The sequence below is a fragment of the Streptomyces sp. NPDC047974 genome (genome assembly GCF_040653375.1).
Lineage (GTDB): Bacteria > Actinomycetota > Actinomycetes > Streptomycetales > Streptomycetaceae > Streptomyces.
This window is the reverse complement of record NZ_JBEZNU010000014.1, coordinates 34,234-50,933: the sequence shown is the minus strand read 5'-3', so window position 1 is coordinate 50,933 and position 16,700 is coordinate 34,234. Positions and strand designations below refer to the sequence as shown.

17 protein-coding genes are annotated in these 16,700 nt (G+C 74.1%); 7 read left to right on the top strand and 10 right to left on the bottom strand.

The features are described 5' to 3' along the window. Window positions 1-87 precede the first annotated feature (87 nt). Entirely contained in the window at window positions 88-666 is a 579-nt protein-coding gene (locus AB0E19_RS20750) for a Uma2 family endonuclease (RefSeq protein ID WP_362182019.1), read from the top strand. Here the strand turns inward: AB0E19_RS20750 and AB0E19_RS20745 are convergent. Next, window positions 663-3,359 (bottom strand): helicase C-terminal domain-containing protein, encoded by a 2,697-nt coding sequence (locus AB0E19_RS20745; RefSeq protein WP_362182016.1) that lies wholly within the window; start codon window positions 3,357-3,359, stop codon window positions 663-665. The two genes, AB0E19_RS20750 and AB0E19_RS20745, sit on opposite strands and share 4 nt — an antisense overlap. A gap of 76 nt (window positions 3,360-3,435) precedes the next feature. Here AB0E19_RS20745 and AB0E19_RS20740 point away from each other — a divergent pair, with 76 nt between their 5' ends. Further along, window positions 3,436-4,458, top strand: a complete 1,023-nt coding sequence (locus tag AB0E19_RS20740) for a hypothetical protein (protein ID WP_362182013.1) — start codon at window positions 3,436-3,438, stop codon at window positions 4,456-4,458. A gap of 112 nt (window positions 4,459-4,570) precedes the next feature. On the opposite strand, the gene AB0E19_RS20735 is transcribed toward AB0E19_RS20740, so the two are convergent. From AB0E19_RS20735 to AB0E19_RS20725, 3 genes are read right to left on the bottom strand one after another with little or no spacing between them, the layout of a single operon-like run. Continuing rightward, window positions 4,571-5,395 (bottom strand): ABC transporter ATP-binding protein, encoded by an 825-nt coding sequence (locus AB0E19_RS20735; RefSeq protein ID WP_362182010.1) that lies wholly within the window; start codon window positions 5,393-5,395, stop codon window positions 4,571-4,573. Beyond that, window positions 5,392-6,468 (bottom strand): iron chelate uptake ABC transporter family permease subunit, encoded by a 1,077-nt coding sequence (locus AB0E19_RS20730; protein ID WP_362182007.1) that lies wholly within the window; start codon window positions 6,466-6,468, stop codon window positions 5,392-5,394. Before AB0E19_RS20730 ends, AB0E19_RS20735 begins: the two co-directional genes overlap by 4 nt. Next, window positions 6,465-7,469, bottom strand: a complete 1,005-nt coding sequence (locus tag AB0E19_RS20725; protein WP_362182004.1) for an iron chelate uptake ABC transporter family permease subunit — start codon at window positions 7,467-7,469, stop codon at window positions 6,465-6,467. The genes AB0E19_RS20730 and AB0E19_RS20725 overlap by 4 nt, the downstream gene beginning before the upstream one ends. 96 nt (window positions 7,470-7,565) lie before the next feature. Here AB0E19_RS20725 and AB0E19_RS20720 point away from each other — a divergent pair, with 96 nt between their 5' ends. Continuing rightward, window positions 7,566-8,213, top strand: a complete 648-nt coding sequence (locus AB0E19_RS20720; RefSeq protein WP_362182001.1) for an HAD family hydrolase — start codon at window positions 7,566-7,568, stop codon at window positions 8,211-8,213. Here the strand turns inward: AB0E19_RS20720 and AB0E19_RS20715 are convergent. Together AB0E19_RS20715 and AB0E19_RS20710 are read right to left on the bottom strand one after the other, a co-directional pair. Next, the gene (locus AB0E19_RS20715; RefSeq protein WP_362181998.1) at window positions 8,210-8,488 is read right to left on the bottom strand and encodes a hypothetical protein; all 279 of its coding nucleotides are present in this window, start codon (window positions 8,486-8,488) and stop codon (window positions 8,210-8,212) included. The genes AB0E19_RS20720 and AB0E19_RS20715 overlap by 4 nt on opposite strands. After that, the gene (locus tag AB0E19_RS20710) at window positions 8,478-10,490 is read right to left on the bottom strand and encodes a transposase (protein ID WP_362181995.1); all 2,013 of its coding nucleotides are present in this window, start codon (window positions 10,488-10,490) and stop codon (window positions 8,478-8,480) included. Before AB0E19_RS20710 ends, AB0E19_RS20715 begins: the two co-directional genes overlap by 11 nt. A gap of 123 nt (window positions 10,491-10,613) precedes the next feature. On the opposite strand from AB0E19_RS20710, the gene AB0E19_RS20705 reads away from it, so the two are divergent. The 4 genes from AB0E19_RS20705 (at window position 10,614) to AB0E19_RS20690 (ending at window position 13,111) form a co-directional block, all read left to right on the top strand. Then, complete coding sequence (locus tag AB0E19_RS20705) at window positions 10,614-11,828, top strand: helix-turn-helix domain-containing protein (protein WP_362181992.1); 1,215 nt, start codon at window positions 10,614-10,616, stop codon at window positions 11,826-11,828. 98 nt (window positions 11,829-11,926) lie between these two features. Next, window positions 11,927-12,310, top strand: coding sequence for a DUF6415 family natural product biosynthesis protein (locus tag AB0E19_RS20700; protein WP_362181989.1), 384 nt, complete (start codon window positions 11,927-11,929; stop codon window positions 12,308-12,310). Continuing rightward, on the top strand, window positions 12,307-12,537 hold the full coding sequence (locus tag AB0E19_RS20695; RefSeq protein ID WP_362181986.1) for a hypothetical protein: 231 nt from the start codon (window positions 12,307-12,309) through the stop codon (window positions 12,535-12,537). Before AB0E19_RS20700 ends, AB0E19_RS20695 begins: the two co-directional genes overlap by 4 nt. A gap of 190 nt (window positions 12,538-12,727) precedes the next feature. After that, window positions 12,728-13,111: a cold-shock protein gene (locus tag AB0E19_RS20690; protein ID WP_362181983.1), complete on the top strand. Its 384-nt coding sequence runs from the start codon at window positions 12,728-12,730 to the stop codon at window positions 13,109-13,111. Window positions 13,112-13,114: 3 nt separating this feature from the next. Here the strand turns inward: AB0E19_RS20690 and AB0E19_RS20685 are convergent, their stop codons facing one another. The 4 genes from AB0E19_RS20685 to AB0E19_RS20670 all read right to left on the bottom strand — a co-directional run bounded on the left by AB0E19_RS20685 (window position 13,115) and on the right by AB0E19_RS20670 (window position 16,667). Next, complete coding sequence (locus AB0E19_RS20685) at window positions 13,115-13,960, bottom strand: 1,4-dihydroxy-6-naphthoate synthase (RefSeq protein ID WP_362181980.1); 846 nt, start codon at window positions 13,958-13,960, stop codon at window positions 13,115-13,117. Further along, a complete protein-coding gene (locus tag AB0E19_RS20680) occupies window positions 13,951-14,706 on the bottom strand; it encodes a futalosine hydrolase (protein WP_362181977.1) in 756 nt (251 codons plus the stop codon). The genes AB0E19_RS20685 and AB0E19_RS20680 overlap by 10 nt, the downstream gene beginning before the upstream one ends. Window positions 14,707-14,713: 7 nt before the next feature. Further along, window positions 14,714-15,199: a DUF2771 domain-containing protein gene (locus tag AB0E19_RS20675; protein ID WP_362181974.1), complete on the bottom strand. Its 486-nt coding sequence runs from the start codon at window positions 15,197-15,199 to the stop codon at window positions 14,714-14,716. Between the two features lie 91 nt (window positions 15,200-15,290). After that, window positions 15,291-16,667, bottom strand: coding sequence for an MFS transporter (locus AB0E19_RS20670; protein WP_362181971.1), 1,377 nt, complete (start codon window positions 16,665-16,667; stop codon window positions 15,291-15,293). Window positions 16,668-16,700 lie beyond the last annotated feature (33 nt).

The following is a 16,700-nucleotide window of genomic DNA, read 5'->3' as shown; positions in this document are numbered from 1 at the left end:
AAACATCCAGTGTGCCTGACGCCCGACGGTTGTCGGGGGGGCCTGCCACACTGAAGGCGACCGGTTCCGTACGAGGGAGGTGGCGAGATGAGCGTCGCGCACGATCCGCACTATGGGCCCTGGACCATAGAGGAAGTCCTGGCATTGGGGGAGGACCGTGGTCAGCGTCGTGAATTGATGGGGGAAGCGCTCATGATGTCTCCGGCTCCGGGAACGAAACACCAGCGGGCCTCATCGCGCCTCTGGAGCCTGCTGGACCAAGCCGTCCAGGGGGAGGGCGTGGCGGCGGAAGTCCTTGAGGCGGTCAATCTCGTGCTGCCCGACGGGCTCTTCATCCCGGACATCGTCGTCGTCGAGGCGGCCGCCGCGGCGGAGAACCCGATCACGTACGACGCCGACGACGTGCTGCTCGTCGTCGAGATCGTCTCCCCGTCGTCCTCCGGCCGTCGCACCGACCGCCTGCTCAAGCCGCCGTACTACGCCGAGGCCGGCATCGAGCACCTGTGGCGGCTCGAACTGGAGCCGGTGCCGACACTGGTCGTGTGCGAGTTGCGGGACGGCCGCTACGTCGAGCGCACGGTCGCCGAAGCGGGGCGGACGACAGCGATCGAGAAGCCGTTCCCGCTGGACGTCGACCCGGCGGCCCTGGTCGCGCCGAGAGGCTAGACCTCCTCGTCCGCCAGTTCCGCGACGCCCGTGATGCGGTGCAGCGGGTAGGTGCGGACCTCGTCGGCCGTGTGGTCGTAGCCGGTGACGAAGCCGCCCTCGACGCGGACGGGGGCGATGACGCGCTGGCTGGCGGCGCCTTCGGCGTTGACGTAGCCGATCCAGACGGCCGAGCCGGTCATCGCCGCCGCCTGGACCGTCGCCAGGGTCTCCGCCGCCGAGGTGCGGGGGAGGCCGCCGGTGGTGACGGGCACGGCGGGTTCCTTGCGTACGGCCGTGGCGGCGTGGTCGCCGGCCCGGATGGCGCGGACCGCGGCCTTGAGCAGGGTGGTGTCGGGGGCCGGCGGGCCGTCGGGGACGGGAGCCGGGGGCGTGCGGGGCGGGGTGCGGTGGGCGTCGGCGCGGGTGATCAGGACGTCGCCCTCCGCCGACTCCGCCGCCGGGGCGTACCCCATCGACCGCAGGCCGTCGAGGAGCGAGGACGGGTCCGTCTGGGCGGCCAGGACCGTCGGCGCGAGGCGGCGCAGGCGCAGGGCCGCCGAGCGGCGGTCGGCGAGGATCTCGCCGAGCAGCGCGTCGTCGTCGCAGCGCACGTACGCGGAGGCCGCGCCGATCCGCAGGTGCCCGTGCTTCCGCGCCACGTCGTCGATGAGGTACGCGAGGGGCTGCGGCACCGGGGTGCGCGCGTGCGCGGCGAGGAAGGCGTGCAGGTCGGAGGCGGAGCGGCCGGTGTCGAGGGCGCGCCGCACCGAACCGGGCGTGAACCGGTAGACCGTCGCGCCACCCTTCGACTCCACGTCCGCCAGGACCGCGAGCGCGTCGGCCAGCGGACGCAGCAGCGGGCCGGGGGCGACGGCCGTCAGGTCGGCCTGGAGGAGCACGTGGTCGACGGCCTGCGGCAGCAGCGGTTCGAGGAGCTCCGCCGCGCGCTCGGCCGCGACCTCCGGCTCCACCCCTCCGCCCTCGGCGGCCTGCCCGGCGGGCGCGTCGAGCGGCAGGTTGAGCAGCGCCCGCGCGGCCGTGGACAGCGCGCCGCGCCCGGTGACGCCGAGCAGTTCGGCGTCCCCGAGGGCCCAGCGGGCGAGACGTTCCCGCAGGTCGGCGGCGGGGCGCGCGGCGACGGGGCCGCCCGGGCCGCGGCCCGGGCCCGCCTCGGAGGCCCAGGGCCCGGCCGCGCCGGACTCCGCACCGGAATCCGCGGCCGCGCCTGCGCCCGCGGCGGTGTCCGTGCCCACGCCCGGGCCCACGCCCGGGCCCGCCGTGGCGGGCGGTGCGCTCCTGGCCGTCGTCGTGCCGCGCGTCGGGCGTTCCCAGCGGAGGCGGGCCAGCAGCGTCTCCGGGTCGGCCGCCGCGCCCGGCGGCAGCGTCGCGAGGAGGGCGAGGACCCGGTGGCGTACCTCCGGCGCCGCCGCGCGGTCCAGGTCGGGGCCGAGCGCGGACAGCGTGCGGCCCTTCGCGTCCTGGCCGCCGACGAGCCCCGGGGTGCGGGTCGCCTCCAGCCAGGCGCCGGCCAGCCGGGCCCAGCGCTCGGCCGGCGGCTGGTCGAGCCAGTCGTCGTACGCGGGCGTCGGCGCGTACCGCTCGTCCGCCTCGCCGTCCGAGGCCAGCAGCCCCGCCCCGTACGCCAGCTCCACCCAGAAGGCGGCCACCGGCTCCGGCACGTCGAGCGCCGCCGCCGTCCGCTTCAGGTCCCGCACCGCGAGCCCGCCGGCCCGCAGCACCGCGGGCCCGCCGTGGTCCCAGGACTTCAGCAGCTCCTCGACCGTGGCGAGCGCCGCGTACGCCTGCCCGGCGGCGGCACTGTCCACAACCTGGGGACGGTAGTCGCGGGCCGCACCCACCTCCGGCGCGCGCGGCTCCGGCGCCCGGTGCGCCCGCCCGCCCCGCAGGTGCAGCGCCACCTCGCGCGGCAGCACCATCGTGCGCGGCGACACCGGCAGCAGCAGCCCCCGGTCGCGCAGCCAGCCCACCGGAGCCGTCGGCCGCGCCGTCACCTCGCCGTACGGCGGCCCCCACACGAGCCGGTCGAGGACGGAGAGCGCCTCCGGCGGCGCCGTGTCGAGCAGCGCCCCCATCCGCTTCCGGTCGGTGAAGAGCCCGGTCAGCGCGGCGACCGCCGAGACCGGGTCGTGCGTCGACGGCAGCCCGGCCGCCGCCACGATCTCCTGGAGCCGCCCCGGCGACATGCCCGCCGTCGCCTCCGCGACCGTTGGCCCGAGCCCGGTGGGGGACGGGTGCTGCGGCGACGGGGCGAGCAGCTCGCGCGCGGTCCGGACGAGCCGCAGCCGGTCGTCCTCGCCCCACACCAGCGCCTGCTCGCGCAGCAGCGCCACCGCGCGCGGCAGCGCCGCCTCGGTCTCCGGCTCCTCGTGCCCGCCGGTGAACAGGTCGAGCAGCACGGGGTACGGAGCCGGGTCGGGCGCCACCGCCAGCGCCTCCGCCACCTGGAGCGAGAACCGGTCGAGCCGCTCCAGGGCGCGCACCACCGAGGCCCGCGTCCCGGCCCGGGTCGCCAGCTGCGTCAGATCGTTCGGCACCGGGCCCAGCAGGTCGGGGCGGGCCCGCAGCAGCGCCGCGAGCCCGTCGTCGCCGCGCGCCCGCAGCGCCTCGGCCAGCGTGCGCGGACCCGCCGCGGTCCCCTTCGGACGTCCCTCGGGCACGTGCGCCTCCCGGTCCAGCTCGCCGATCCCCATCCGCCCCACGTTATCCGCTGCACAGGCGCTACCGTCAGGACCGGGACGGCGTTCGGCCGGACGGTGGAGGGGCGGCGTGGGCATCGAGAGCGACCGGATGGTCTTCGACTACCTGAGCGAGGTCGGCGACCTCGCCCAGCAGAGGCACCTCCCGCCCGGCGACCGCAGCGCTCTCGTCGCCGGTCTCCGCGACGAGATCGACCGCCGCCGCACCACCCGCGGCGAGGAGTCCCCCACGGCCGTCCGGGGGATCCTCGGCGACCTGGGCACCCCCGACGAGGTCGTCACGAAGGCCGCGTCGAGGCCGGGGACACCGGGCGCGGGGTCCGGGGCGGGGTCCCGAGCGCACGCGGCCGCGGAGTCCGGCGAGGGGTCCGGTACGGCCCCGGCCCCGGCCGCCGCCTGGTGGTCCGAGACCCGTGAGCCCGCCCCGGAGCCCTCCACGGCCCGGGCGGCCGTGCCGCACCCCCGTCCGGGTGACGCCGACGCCGGGAGAGGGGACCGGATCTCCGGCTGGGCGACCGGCGGCACGGCGGCGGCGGATCCGGACGTGCCCGGTTTCTTCGGCGGCATCGAGGCCCCCGAGCTCTTCCGGCCGCCGGAGCCCGAGGCGGAGGACGCGGAGGAGGAGTCCGGGGAGGAGACCGCCCCCAGGAGCCGGGTGCGCCGCGCCGCCGGGTGGCTGCTGAGCAGCCGTCCGAAGAAGGCGGGGGTGCGGGAGGAGGCCCCGGAGGAGGAGGCCGCGCCGGTCCGGGCGAGGGGCTTCGCGCACCCCTTCCTGCTGCTCGCCGCCGTGCTGCTGATCGCCGGCGCCGCGTTCGGCTGGCTGATCGCGCTGGCCCTCGGCTGGCTCATCGCCTACGGCTCCCGCCGGCTGAGCCCCGGCCAGGTGAAGACGGCCGTCTTCGTGCTGCCCGGGCTCGCCGCGGCGGGCGGCGTCGTCTGGCTCTGGGGGCGGGTGGAGGGACGCTGGGGCGAGGCGGTGGCCACCGGCGGCGACGCCATGGGCCAGGCCCTCGCCGAGACCTGGCCCTGGACCCTCAGGGCCGCCGCCCTCGCCTCCGCCGCCTACCTCCTCCTGCGCGCCCGCCGCCCGTGAAGCCGCGCCGTCCGTGAAGCCCCGCCGCCCCTGAAGCCCCGGCGGTACGAGCCCCGGCGTGCACACCCTGGCCCGCACATGCCCTACGGCCCCTACGGCCCCTACGGCCCCGCTACGACTCCTCCCACGGCGCCCCCGGCACCACCAGCGGCGAGCCCGTCACCGGGTCGGGGACGACGACCGACGGGAGGCCGAAGACGTCGTGGACCATCGCCTCGGTGACGATCTCGGACGGGGCGCCCTGCGCCACCACCCGGCCCGCCTTCATGGCGATGAGGTGGTCGGCGTACCGCGCGGCCTGGTTCAGGTCGTGGAGGACGAGGACCACGGTCCGGCCGCGCGCCCGGTTGAGGCGGCGGACCAGGTCCAGGACCTCCACCTGGTGCGCGATGTCCAGATAGGTGGTCGGCTCGTCGAGGAGCAGCAGGTCCGTCTCCTGCGCGAGGGCCATCGCGATCCAGACGCGCTGCCGCTGGCCGCCGGAGAGCTCGTCGACGGAGCGGTCGGCGAGGCCGGCGACGTCCGTGCGGGCCATCGCCTCCGTCACCGCCCGCTCGTCCTCCTCGGACCACTGCTTCCACCACGCCTGGTGGGGCTGGCGGCCGCGCGCGACGAGGTCCGCGACCGTGATCGCCTCGGGTGCGACGGGCGTCTGCGGCAGCAGGCCGATCGAGCGGGCGATCCGCTTCGTCGGCAGCTTCGCCAGCTCCTCGCCGTCGAGCAGGACCGCGCCCCGGACCGGCTTGAGGAGCCGGCCGAGCGCCCGGAGGGTGGTCGACTTGCCGCAGGCGTTGGGCCCGACGATGACGGTCACCTTGCCGTCGGGGATCACCAGGTCCAGGTCCTCGACGACCGTCCGGCTCTCGTAGGCGAGGGTCAGCCCCCGCGCGGCGAGCCTGCCGCCGACCGCCGCGCTCGTCTTCGTACCTTCGCTCATGCCTTCCCTCCCGTGCGGCTCCGGACGATGAGCCAGATCAGATACGGGGCGCCGACCGCCGCCGTGAGGACACCCACCGGCAGTTCCACCGGGGAGAAGAGCCGCCGCCCGATCAGGTCGGCGGCGACGACGACGAGGGCGCCGAGCAGTGCCGAGCAGAGCAGCGGGATCTGCGCCGTGCGCGTCACCCGGCGGGCGATCTGCGGGGCGAGCAGCGCCACGAAGTCGACCGGTCCGGCGACCCCGGTCGCCACGGACGCGAGGACCACGCCCACCGCGACGAGACCGAGCCGCACCCGGCCGAGCCGGACGCCGAGCGCGGTCGCCGTGGCGTCGTCGAGGGAGACGGTCCGCTGGGCGCGGGCCGCCCACAGCACGGCGGGCAGCATCAGCAGCAGTGTCCAGCGGACCGGCGCCGACTCCTCCCAGCCGCGCCCGTTGAGCGAGCCGGTCATCCAGATCTGCGCCTGCTGGGCGACGAGGAAGTCGCCCTTGGTCATGAAGAGGGTGATCAGGGAGCGCAGCGCGATCGCGATGCCGATGCCGATGAGGACGAAGCGGGTGGCGTGCAGCCCGCCGCGCCAGGCGAAGGCGTACACGAGGGCGGCGGCGAGGACGCCGCCGGCGATCGACAGGTAGGGCAGGACCGTGTACGAGGCGAGGCCGAAGGTCATCGCGGCGACGGTGACCGCGCCCGCGCCCTGGCTGATGCCGATGATGTCGGGCGAGGCGAGCGGGTTGCGGGCGACGGTCTGGATGAGCGCGCCCGCGATCCCGAAGGCGGCGCCGACGGCGAGCGCGGTGACGAGCCGCGGCTCGCGCAGCTCCTCGACGACGAACGCGGCGGGGGAGTCGCCGCCGGTGAGGACGGCGAGGACCTCGCCGGGGGAGAAGGTCTTCTCGCCGACGCAGAGGTACGCGACCGAGACCGCGGCGAGCAGCAGGAGCAGCAGGACGGCGGCGAGGACCGACCGGCGGTGGACGAGGAGGGAGGCGGGCCCGAGGCGGAGGAGCCCGTACCCGGCGGGCCGGGAGCCGGGGCTCTTCACGGCGGGGGTCACGAGGGCGGTCACGCCGGCACCGCCTTCCGCCGCACCAGCGTCACGAGGAACGGCACGCCGATGAGGGCCGTCATGACGCCGGCGGGGACCTCGCCCGGCGGGAAGACGATCCGTCCGGCGACGTCCGCGACGAGCACCATGACGGGTCCGATCAGCGCGGCCATCGGCAGTATCCACCGGTGGTCGGAGCCGACGACGGCGCGGGCGATGTGCGGGACGGCGAGGCCGACGAAGGCGATGGGTCCGGCGGCGGCGACGGCCGCGCCGGTGAGGACGGTGGCGCCGAGCCCGCCGACGATCCGGACGGTGGCGACCTTCTGCCCGAGCCCCTTGGCGACGTCCTCGCCGAGCGCGAGGGCGTCCAGGCCGCGCGCCACGGAGAGCACGAGCACGGCGCCGATCAGCAGGAACGGCCAGATCTGGGCGATCGTGGCCGCGTCCCGTCCGTCGAGGGAGCCGGTCTGCCAGAACCGGAACTCGTCGAGCGCGGCCGCCTTCGTCGTCAGCACGCCGGTCGTCACCGACAGCAGCAGCGCGTTGATCGCCGCGCCGCCGAGGGCGAGCTTCACGGGGGTGGCGCCGCCGCGGCCGCTGGTGGCGATCGCGTACACGGCGACGGAGGCGAGCGCGGCGCCGGCGAAGGCGAACCACACGTAGCCGGAGAGGCTGTGCACGCCGAGGAAGGCGATGGCGAGGACGACGGCGACGGAGGAGCCCTGGCTGATGCCGAGGATGCCGGGGTCGGCGATCGGGTTGCGGGTGATGCCCTGGAGGGCCGTGCCGGCGAGCGCGAGGGCGGCGCCGACCATCAGGCCGATGACGGTCCGGGGGACCCGGAGCTGCCGCACCACCTCGGCGTCGTCACCGGTGGCGGAGCCCAGGAGCGCGTCGAGGACGGTGCCGGGGGCGATGGCCCGGGCGCCGACGGCGAGGCTGAGGAGGACGGCGAGCAGCAGGGCGACGACGGCCGCCGAGGTCGCGAGGACCCGTCTGGAACGGAAAGCGGCTGTCATGAGCACCCATCGGGCGAGAAGCGAGAAGAAGGCGAAGGAGGTTCGGTAAGGCTTGGCTCAGTCTAAGCAGGGGCCTGATTCGAACACCCGGGCACAATGTCACCCATGACGACGAACGTTTCCGCAGGCCCGCTCACGGTCGGCTTCGACCTCGACCTGACCCTCCTCGACACCCGCCCCGGCATCCGGCTCACCTGGGAGACGTTCGGTGCCGAGTACGGCGTCGACGTCGACGCCGACCTCGTCGTCAGCCGGCTCGGCCCGCCGCTGGAGCAGGAGATGGCCCACTGGGTGCCCGCCGACCAGGTCACCGAGATGACCGCCCGCTACCGCACCCTGTACGGCGTCCACGCCTTCGCGCCGACCGTCCCCATGCCGGGTGCCCTCGACGCCCTCGACGTCGTACGGGAGGCAGGCGGCCGGACCCTCGTCGTCACCGCCAAGAACGGCCCGCACGCCGAGCAGCACTTCGCCCACCTCGGCATCGAGCCGGACGTGGTCGTCGGCGGCCTCTTCGCCGAGGGCAAGGCGGAGGCGCTGCGCGCCCACGGCGCCTCGGTGTACGTCGGCGACCACGTCGCCGACGTCCGCGGCGCGAAGGCCGCCGGCGCCTTCTCGGTGGCCGTGGCGACCGGCCCGTGCACCCCCGAGGAGCTGCGCGACGCGGGCGCCGACGTGGTCCTGGAGGACCTGACGGACTTCCGCGCCTGGTGGACGGCGTACGAGGCGGGGACCGCCCGCTAGGCGGCCCGCCGGGCCTGCCGCGCCTGCCGCCGCTGGGCCGCGACCGAGCGGAGCACCCCGGCGGCGGCGAGCGCGAAACCGACGCCCATCAGCATCGACACCAGGTAGGCGACGGTGGGGAAGGGATCGGTTCCGAGGAAGAGCGGAGCCACGGTGACCAGCGTCGCGACCGCCCCGATCGCGAAGACGACGACTCCCGCCTTGACGAGGCCGTCGCCCGGCGCCGAGTCGTCTGCGGATTCGTTCACCGGCCCTGTGGGGATTTCACTGCTCATGACGCCAGGGTAGTTCCCCGGTCGGCGCCCGGAGCATTAGCGTCTCTGATCGGCTGAGCGGGCCCGTGCGAACCGTCAGGTCAGGCTCGGGCGGTGTCCACCTGGGTGGGGAGGCGTGGGCGTGGAAATGGAATCCGGCGCCTAACGCTGCTCCTCGCGGCCTGTGTCGGCCGGTGGGCGTGCTGATCGCGGTCACACTCTGGTATCGGTCGGCTGCGCGAGACAGCCGTGGCCGGTCCGTTGATGTGTGTCCCTCCGGACGCTGGCCGGCGTGACCGGTGGGTCGGGCCAGGGAGGGAACCCCGCGTCGCCTGGGCGCGGGGCGGTTGGAACGCGGCCGGGTGGGGCCGGTCTTCGACCGGTCCGTCCGGTCGGTCGTGGTGGCTGCGATGACGGCTGTGGCTTCGATCTTCTCGATCACGGTGCGGATCATCATCTGCCCACTCGTCCGGTCCACGACGGTCTTGGCCTGGTGGGCCAAGCCGCGTGCGGCGATGCGGCGCCAGGCACCCTGATCCCGGTCGCCCTGCCAGCCGCAGTCGGGGCAGATGGCCCACTTCCAGCCGGGCACGCCAGGCCGGTCGGGGGCCTTACGGTGGCGCAGAGGCGCGAGGCAGTGCGGGCAGTGCTTGGAGGTGTCGCGAGGCGGGACGGTGACGACGGCGATGCCGGTCTCGGTGGCTAGGTGCCGGATCCACCTGGCGATCCGGCCTCGTACGGTCTGGGAGAGCCGGGTGTTCATCGTCCGGCCCATACCTCTGGCCTCCAGGGAGCGCAGGTTCTCCAGGTAGATGACCGTGGCTCCGGCGGCGATGGCCTGGTCGATGGCCCAGCGCGCCGCGGACCGGGCGAGAGCGTCGTTGAGGTTCGACCGACGCTCGGAAACGTGCCGGATCTCCTCTGCCAGCCTTTCCGCCTTGGTGCTCAGGGCTGGATCGGCGAGCCGTGCGTAGTGGTCGGACTTGGCGCGGAGGTGCTCGCCGATACGGCGCAGCCGGTGCTGCTTGGCCAGTACACCACCCGCCCGAAACTGTCCGCCCGCCCCGAGGGCGGTAAGCCGCCCGTCGTCGTGCAGCCGGACGGGGCCCGCGCTGAGGAGGGTGTTCAGACCCCAGTCCACGCCGAGGGCGACGGTGTGGCCGGAGCGCCTCGGCTTCGGTGCGGGGTGGGCATAGGAGAGATCGACTCGGACTCTTCCGCCGAGGGGGCGAAGGGTGGGCAGGTGGAGTACCGCGTTGGTGGGGATCGTGGGCGGCAGAGTGATGGGGCAGACAACCCACGTCCAGTCCGCGTACGTCTGCGGATCCGGCCGGATCGGAAGCTGGAGGCGCAGCAGCGCCCGGCGCCCGTCCTCGGAGCGCTCGATCGTGGCCTGCTGGCCGTCGCACGCGGCGAGCACCAGCATGTGGGCCGGACGCGGTGCGAGCTCCAGTTCGCACACATCCACGGGGAGACGCCCGTGCCTGCGCAGGAAGGTGGCGATCTGGCGGGTGCGGGAACGGATCACGCCGGACGCCAGGCACTCCCCGCCGGGAATCGCGCCACGTACCTGCTCCCATTCCGCGGCTGTGCGCCGGTCCGGATCTGCCGGCCAGGCTGTCAGGATCCCGGCCGTCAGGTCCGCGCGCCACTTCGCCGACCGCAGCACGCGCCCTGCCTGCTCCTGTGCCATACGTACGATCCGGTCGTTCACCTTCACAGGCCCGGCCGGGGCTACGGCCCAGCCCAGGCGGCGCAGAGCCATCCAGGCCTTCGAAGGCAGCCCGCGGCCGGCCGCGTCCACACCGGAGGCCAGCGCGTCCACGTCAGTGGCGTTCCAGTGTTCGGACAGCAAGGCACCGGCCATTCCGCCCACCAGGTCGGTACACCAGCCCACACGTGCCGCAAGGACAGCGGGGGTGAGGACTTCGCCGGTCCGCTCCACCACCCCCGACCGGAGCAGGACAGGGGCACAAGCGGTACGGGCCGCCTCCCCGTCGCCCAGTGGCAGCTTCCGGCTCACCACCCCTCCCCTCACTCGCGGTGCTCTCATCAGATCAACGACGCGATCAGGGGAAGGTCACCTTTTCGATCCAGGAACTCATGAACCCTGAGGCCCGGAAAGGTAGCGGCGTACGGTGGCGGCGTGACGACCGAAGACCTCGGCAAGACCTTGAGGCGGCTGCGCCGTCTGGCGGGCCTGGCACAGGAAGAGTTGTCGGAGCGTTCGAACGTGTCCGTGGATGTGATCCGGCAGCTTGAGCAGAGAAGGAAGCACTCGGCGCGTCTCCCCACACTGCACGCCCTGGCGAACGGGCTCGGGGTGGAGCTGACGACGCTGCTCGGTGACCCTCCGGCGGTCTCGTCCCAGGGGGAGAACGACGGTCCCAAGTTCGTGGCGGTGCGGCGTGCGGTCATGCCCGCGCTCTGGGCCCCGGAGCCGCCACCGCCGACCGCCGACTTCTCCCCGGACGCCCTGCGCGAGCGGATCGCGGACGGCTGGACCCGCTATCACGCAGCCGAGTTCGACGCGGTCATGGATGTGCTGCCCGGCCTGATCTCCGACGCCCGCTCAGGCACGGCCGATGCCCGCCGGGATGAGAGGGAGGAAGGATTCGCGGCCCTGGGCAAGGCGCTTCAGCTCGCCGGGCATGTCGCCGTACGGATGGGGAAGACGGATCTGGCACTGATCAGCCTGGAACGGGCGATGGACGCTGCCGCGCGGTCGTCGAACCCTCTGCTGCTCCCCATGCTGGTGAACTCCACTGCGTGGACGTATCAGCGCCAAGGACGGCTCGAAGACGCCCTGGGCATCGCCCTGCAAGCCGCGGACGACATGAAGAACAGGGGTCTCACCGAGACCGCGGACGGTTTGAAGGTGTGGGGTGGGCTGACGATGAGCGCCGCCACGTCGGCGGCGAGGAGCGGGGACTACGAGCGCGCGGCGGGCCTCATGGGTCATGCGGAGGAGGAGGCCGGGCGCGTCTCCAAGCTCCCCGAGGGCGGCGACAGCCGCATGGTGAGTGTGTTCAGCCCGTCGTCCGTCCGCATCGAGCGAGTGCGTCTAGCCGTCCAGTACGGGCATCCCGACGACGCGCTGACGCTCGCCAAGGGCATGCGGCTGAGCAAGGACACCCCGCCGTCCTGGCGGACCTGGCTGCTCCTGGACGTGGCCCGCGCCCACACGGACATCGGGGACGCGGCGAGCGCGGTCAAGACCCTGGAATCCCTGCGCAAGGTGGCGCCGACGTGGATGCGGCACCACACGCTGGCCGTCGCGATCGTGCGTGACCTGTGGTCGCTCCCCAACCACCCACCGGGGCTGAGGTCGTTGGCCGAGTTCCTGGGAGTCGCCGGCTAAGGGGCCGAAAGTGGGACGCTGCGTCCCTGTCGGTGCGCGCACCCAGCCGATTGCATGGGAGGCCGCTCGGAGCCCGGCCGACCGCAAGGAGTCGACACGTGAAGGCCGCCGCCCACACCGCAGCGAAACAGGTCCCCGATCGGACAGACCCGCTCGACGCGCGGAGGATGCGGGAGACGGCCCGAAGGGCGCTCGGAGAAGGGGCGGAGGCTCTGTCTCCGGAGCAATCGGACAGCCTGACCCAGGCCCTCCGGGGGATGCTCATGGTGGCCATCCCCGAGGTGACCGCAGCAGCCGACAGGTACCCGAAAGGGGACATGCCGCGCATCTGCGCCCTGGCGGGCGTCGAGGAGGCATCCCGCCGCCTCAGGGCCCGTCCCGTGCGGGCCGACTCCCCTTGGGCCCTGAGGCACGCCCAGCGGCTCGCACGGTCGGTGATGGCGCTCACGGACCACTATGTGAACCTCGGAGGTCAGGCATGAGCCAGTCGCTCTCCATCTGCAGGGGCTGCGAGGGCGTGATCACGGAGGAGGCCGACGCGGTGTTCCTCTGGCACGAAGCGGGCAACAGCGGCCCGGGGAGGGATGTGTACGTCCACCGTGAGCACGTCCACTTGGTGCGGGAGGACGAGACCGCCGTTCGCCTCCTCGCCCGCATCCTCGTGAAGCGCCTGACCTCTCCGGATGCCGCGTGGCGCAGGGACCTCTGACCGAGGCGATTCCGATAGCCCTTTTCCTGGACTTCGCGGTCCGTTCCCCGGTCCCTTCCCAGGCCAGGGCTTGGCTCGTTCGAGTGCGGGATTAACCCTCCCTGTGCCTGGGGACAGCCCCAGTAAGGTGTTCCAGGGCATTTCTACGGGCGCCCAGGAGTGTCCGGGACCGACAGAGGGAGAGTGTGCTTTGCCGACTGGCAAGGTCAAATGGTTCAACAGCGAGAAGGGCTTCGGCTTTCTCTCCCGTGACGACGGCGGTGACGTCTTCGTGCACTCGTCGGTGCTCCCTGCCGGAGTCGACGCTCTGAAGCCGGGCCAGCGGGTGGAGTTCGGTGTCGTCGCGGGTCAGCGGGGTGACCAGGCGCTCTCGGTGACGATTCTCGACCCGACGCCGTCGGTGGCGGCGGCGCAGCGCCGCAAGCCCGACGAGCTGGCGTCGATCGTGCAGGACCTGACGACGGTCCTGGAGAACATCACGCCGATGCTGGAGCGCGGCCGGTACCCCGACAAGGCGGCCGGCAAGAAGATCGCCGGCCTGCTGCGGGCGGTCGCGGACCAGCTCGACGTCTGACGCCTACGGGAACGACAGCGCGTCCGGGCCGAGGGGCGGTACGAGCCCCTCGGCCGCGGCGCGGGTGAGCAGGCCCCGGACCGCCGCGTAGCCGTCCTCGCCGAGGTCGGCGGTGAACTCGTTCACGTACAGGCCGATGTGCTGGTCGGCGACCTTCGGGTCCATCTCCTGCGCGTGCTCCATGACGTACGGCCGGGAGGCGGTCGGGTCGTCCCAGGCCATCCGCACCGAGCGCCGGGCGGAGTCGGCGAGCAGCCGCAGGGTGTCCGCGCCGAGCGAGCGGCGGGCGACGATCGCGCCGAGCGGGATCGGCAGGCCGGTGGTGGACTCCCAGTGCTCGCCCATGTCGGCGAGGCAGTGGAGTCCGTACGACCCGTAGGTGAAGCGGGCCTCGTGGATGACGAGCCCCGCGTCGACCTTCCCGTCCCGGACGGCGGGCATGATCTCGTGGAACGGCAGCACGACGACCTCGCCGACGCCTCCCGGGACGGTCTCGGCCGCCCACAGCCGGAAGAGCAGGTAGGCGGTCGAGCGCTCGCTGGGCACCGCGACCGTCTTCCCCCGCAGGTCGAGGCCGGGCTCGCGGGTCAGGACGAGCGGGCCGCAGCCGCGGCCGAGGGCCCCGCCGCAGGGCAGCAGCGCGTACTCGTCGAGGATCCACGGCAGGACGGCGTACGAGACCTTCAGGACGTCGTGGCCGTCGGTGCCGCTCTCCGCCCAGCCGTTGGTGACGTCGATGTCGGCGAAGGTGACGTCGAGGCGCGGGGCGCCGGGGACGCGGCCGTGGGCCCAGGCGTCGAAGACGAAGGTGTCGTTCGGGCAGGGCGAGTAGGCGATCTTCAGCTGCACGGCCGGGCCTCCGACAGGGTGGGTTCGAGTACGGCCACGGCGCGGCGCAGCGCGGCCAGGGCGTCGCCGATGCGCCAGGCGGCGCGGTCGCGGGGCCCCACGGCGTTCGACACGGCCCGCAGTTCGAGGACGGCGGTGCCGTGGGCGGCGGCGGCCTCGGCGACCCCGAAGCCCTCCATGGCCTCGGCGGCGGCCGCCGGATGCCGGGCGGCGAGCTCGTCGGCGCGGGCGGCGGTGCCGGTGACGGTGGAGACCGTGAGGACGGCGCCGGTGGTGTGCGGGAGCCCGGCGGCCGCGAGGGCGGTGGCGACGGGCCCGGTGAGGGCGTCCGGGACGCGGTGGACGGAGCGGCCGAAGCCGAGCTCGTCCACGGTCAGGTACCCGTCGGGCGTGTCGGCGCCGAGGTCGGCGGCGACGATCGCGTCCGCGACGACGAGCGAGCCGAGCGGGGCGCGGCCGGGGAAACCGCCGGCGATCCCGGCGGAGACGACGAGCCGGTAGGGCTCCCGGGCGAGCGCGGCCCGGGTCAGCGCGGCGCCCGTCGCGGCGGCGACGGCGGCGGGCCCGACCCCGCCGACGAGGACGTCCACGGCCGTCGGGCCGTCACCGTCCTCGTACCGGCGCAGCACGAGGCCGCCCGGCACGGGAAGCTCCACGGCCGGGCGGGCGGGGCCGCTCGCGAGGCCGCCGGCGACGGAGTCCGCCTCCGCCGCCACGGCCGTCACGATCAGGATCCGGCGGCGCACCGGAGGATCAGGATTCCTTCTTCAGCTTGAAGTGCCAGATGCCGGTGAGCGTCTTGCCGGTGTTCTCGACGATCGTCACCTGGGTCTCGTCGGGCGCCTCGCCGGTCGGGCCCTGACTGGAGAAGAAGGCGCTGGCCGGGATGGTCCGGTACGTCTTCTTGTACGGCTCCGGCTCGGCCTGCTGGCCGCCCAGGAAGATGGTCCAGCCGTTGTCGGCGATCGACGGGTCCACACCGAAGCGGATCTTGTCGTCCATGGCGACGGTGATCGACTTCTCGGCCTTCTTGTTGAGGCACTTCTGGACGTCGGACTCCTTGATGGGGTCGCCGTCGTTGTAGCAGGCCGCCTCGGAGTTGATCGATTCGGACCCGACCGTGACGGTCGCGATCGGAGTCGGCTTTTCGCAGGCGGTGAGGACGAGGAGCCCGGCGGAGACGGCCCCGAGGGCGGCAGCGGCCCGGCGGCGCGAGCCGGAGAAGAACGCAACGGTCATGAGCCGAAGGCTATCGGGCCGCCGCGCCACCGACACGCGGGGGTACGGCGCGCCGCGCACCCGGGGCCGATACGGCTCCGTCCGGGGCGTCTCAGGCCACCTTCGCGCGCTGCGGGCGGTCCGAGGTGCCCGGCCCGCGCGACGACAGCAGGCCCCGTACGGCGAGGAGCGCGCCGATCGCCAGGAAGCCGGCCGCCACCGCCATCCCCACCGTCCCGTTCAGCGGCGTCACGATCCCGAGCCCGCCGCCCACCACCCACGCCATCTGCAGCGCCGTCTCGGAGCGGGCGAACGCCGAGGTCCGCACGAGCTCCGGCACGTCCCGCTGGATCAGGGCGTCCAGCGACAGCTTCGACAGGGCCTGCGTCAGCCCCGCGACCGCGCCCAGCACGGCGACCATCACCCCGCCGAAGAAGACGGCGGCGCAGATCGCCGCGGCGAGCACGGTCGTGATCATCGTGGCGATGATCACCTCGGGCCGGCGCCCCCGGTCCCGCAGCAGCCCCGCGGCCGCCGTCCCGCAGGCGTTCCCCACCCCCGCCGCCACGCCCACGATGCCGAGCGACACGGCCGCCGACTGCCCCGACAGCGGATGCTCGCGCAGCAGGAAGGCCAGGAAGAAGATCAGGAAGCCGGAGAGCATCCGCTGCGCCGCGTTCGCCTGGAGCCCGTGCAGCACCGCCGGACCCACGGTCCGCAGACTCGGCTTCGTCTCGCCGTGCGTCAGCAGGTGTGCCCGCCGCTCGCCCTTCGCCGAGTCCACCTTGTGCGGCATCCGCACCGCCCAGTACGTCCCCAGCAGGAACAGCGCGCACGCCCCGAACAGCGGCCAGCGCGGACCGACCAGCTGGAGTCCCGCCCCGATCGGCGCGGCGATGCCCGTCGCCAGCAGACCGGCGAGCGTCACCCGGGAGTTCGCCTTCACCAGCGAGAAGCCCGTCGGCAGCAGCCGGGGCACCACGGCGCTGCGCACCACCCCGTACGCCTTCGACGCCACGAGCACGCCGAGCGCCGCCGGATACAGCTCGATCCCGCCCGTCGCCACCGCGCCCGACATCAGCACGGCGAGCACCGCCCGGGTGAGCATCGCCGCGGCCATCGCCGCCCGCCGCCCGTGCGGCAGCCGGTCGAGGAGCGGGCCGATGACGGGCGCGAGGAGCGTGAACGGCAGCATGGTGATGGCGAGGTAGAGCGCGACGCGCCCGCGGGCCTCGTCGGTCGGCACCGAGAAGAACACCGTCGACGCGAGCGCCACGGTGATCATCACGTCCCCGGCGCCGTTGACCGCGTGCAGCTCGATCAGCTTCCCGAGCCCCGACTCGCCCGCGCCGTGCGCGTGCGTGGCCCGCCGGATCCCCTTCGCGGTCCCCGTGAACGGCAGGTGCAGCGCGCGCCCCACCGCCCGGCCCGCTCGGCGGAGCGGCCCGGGACGATCGTGGGATCGGCCGGAGGACCGTGCGGCTGCCACCACCTCATAGTGCCCCAACCCGGGCCCGCCCGA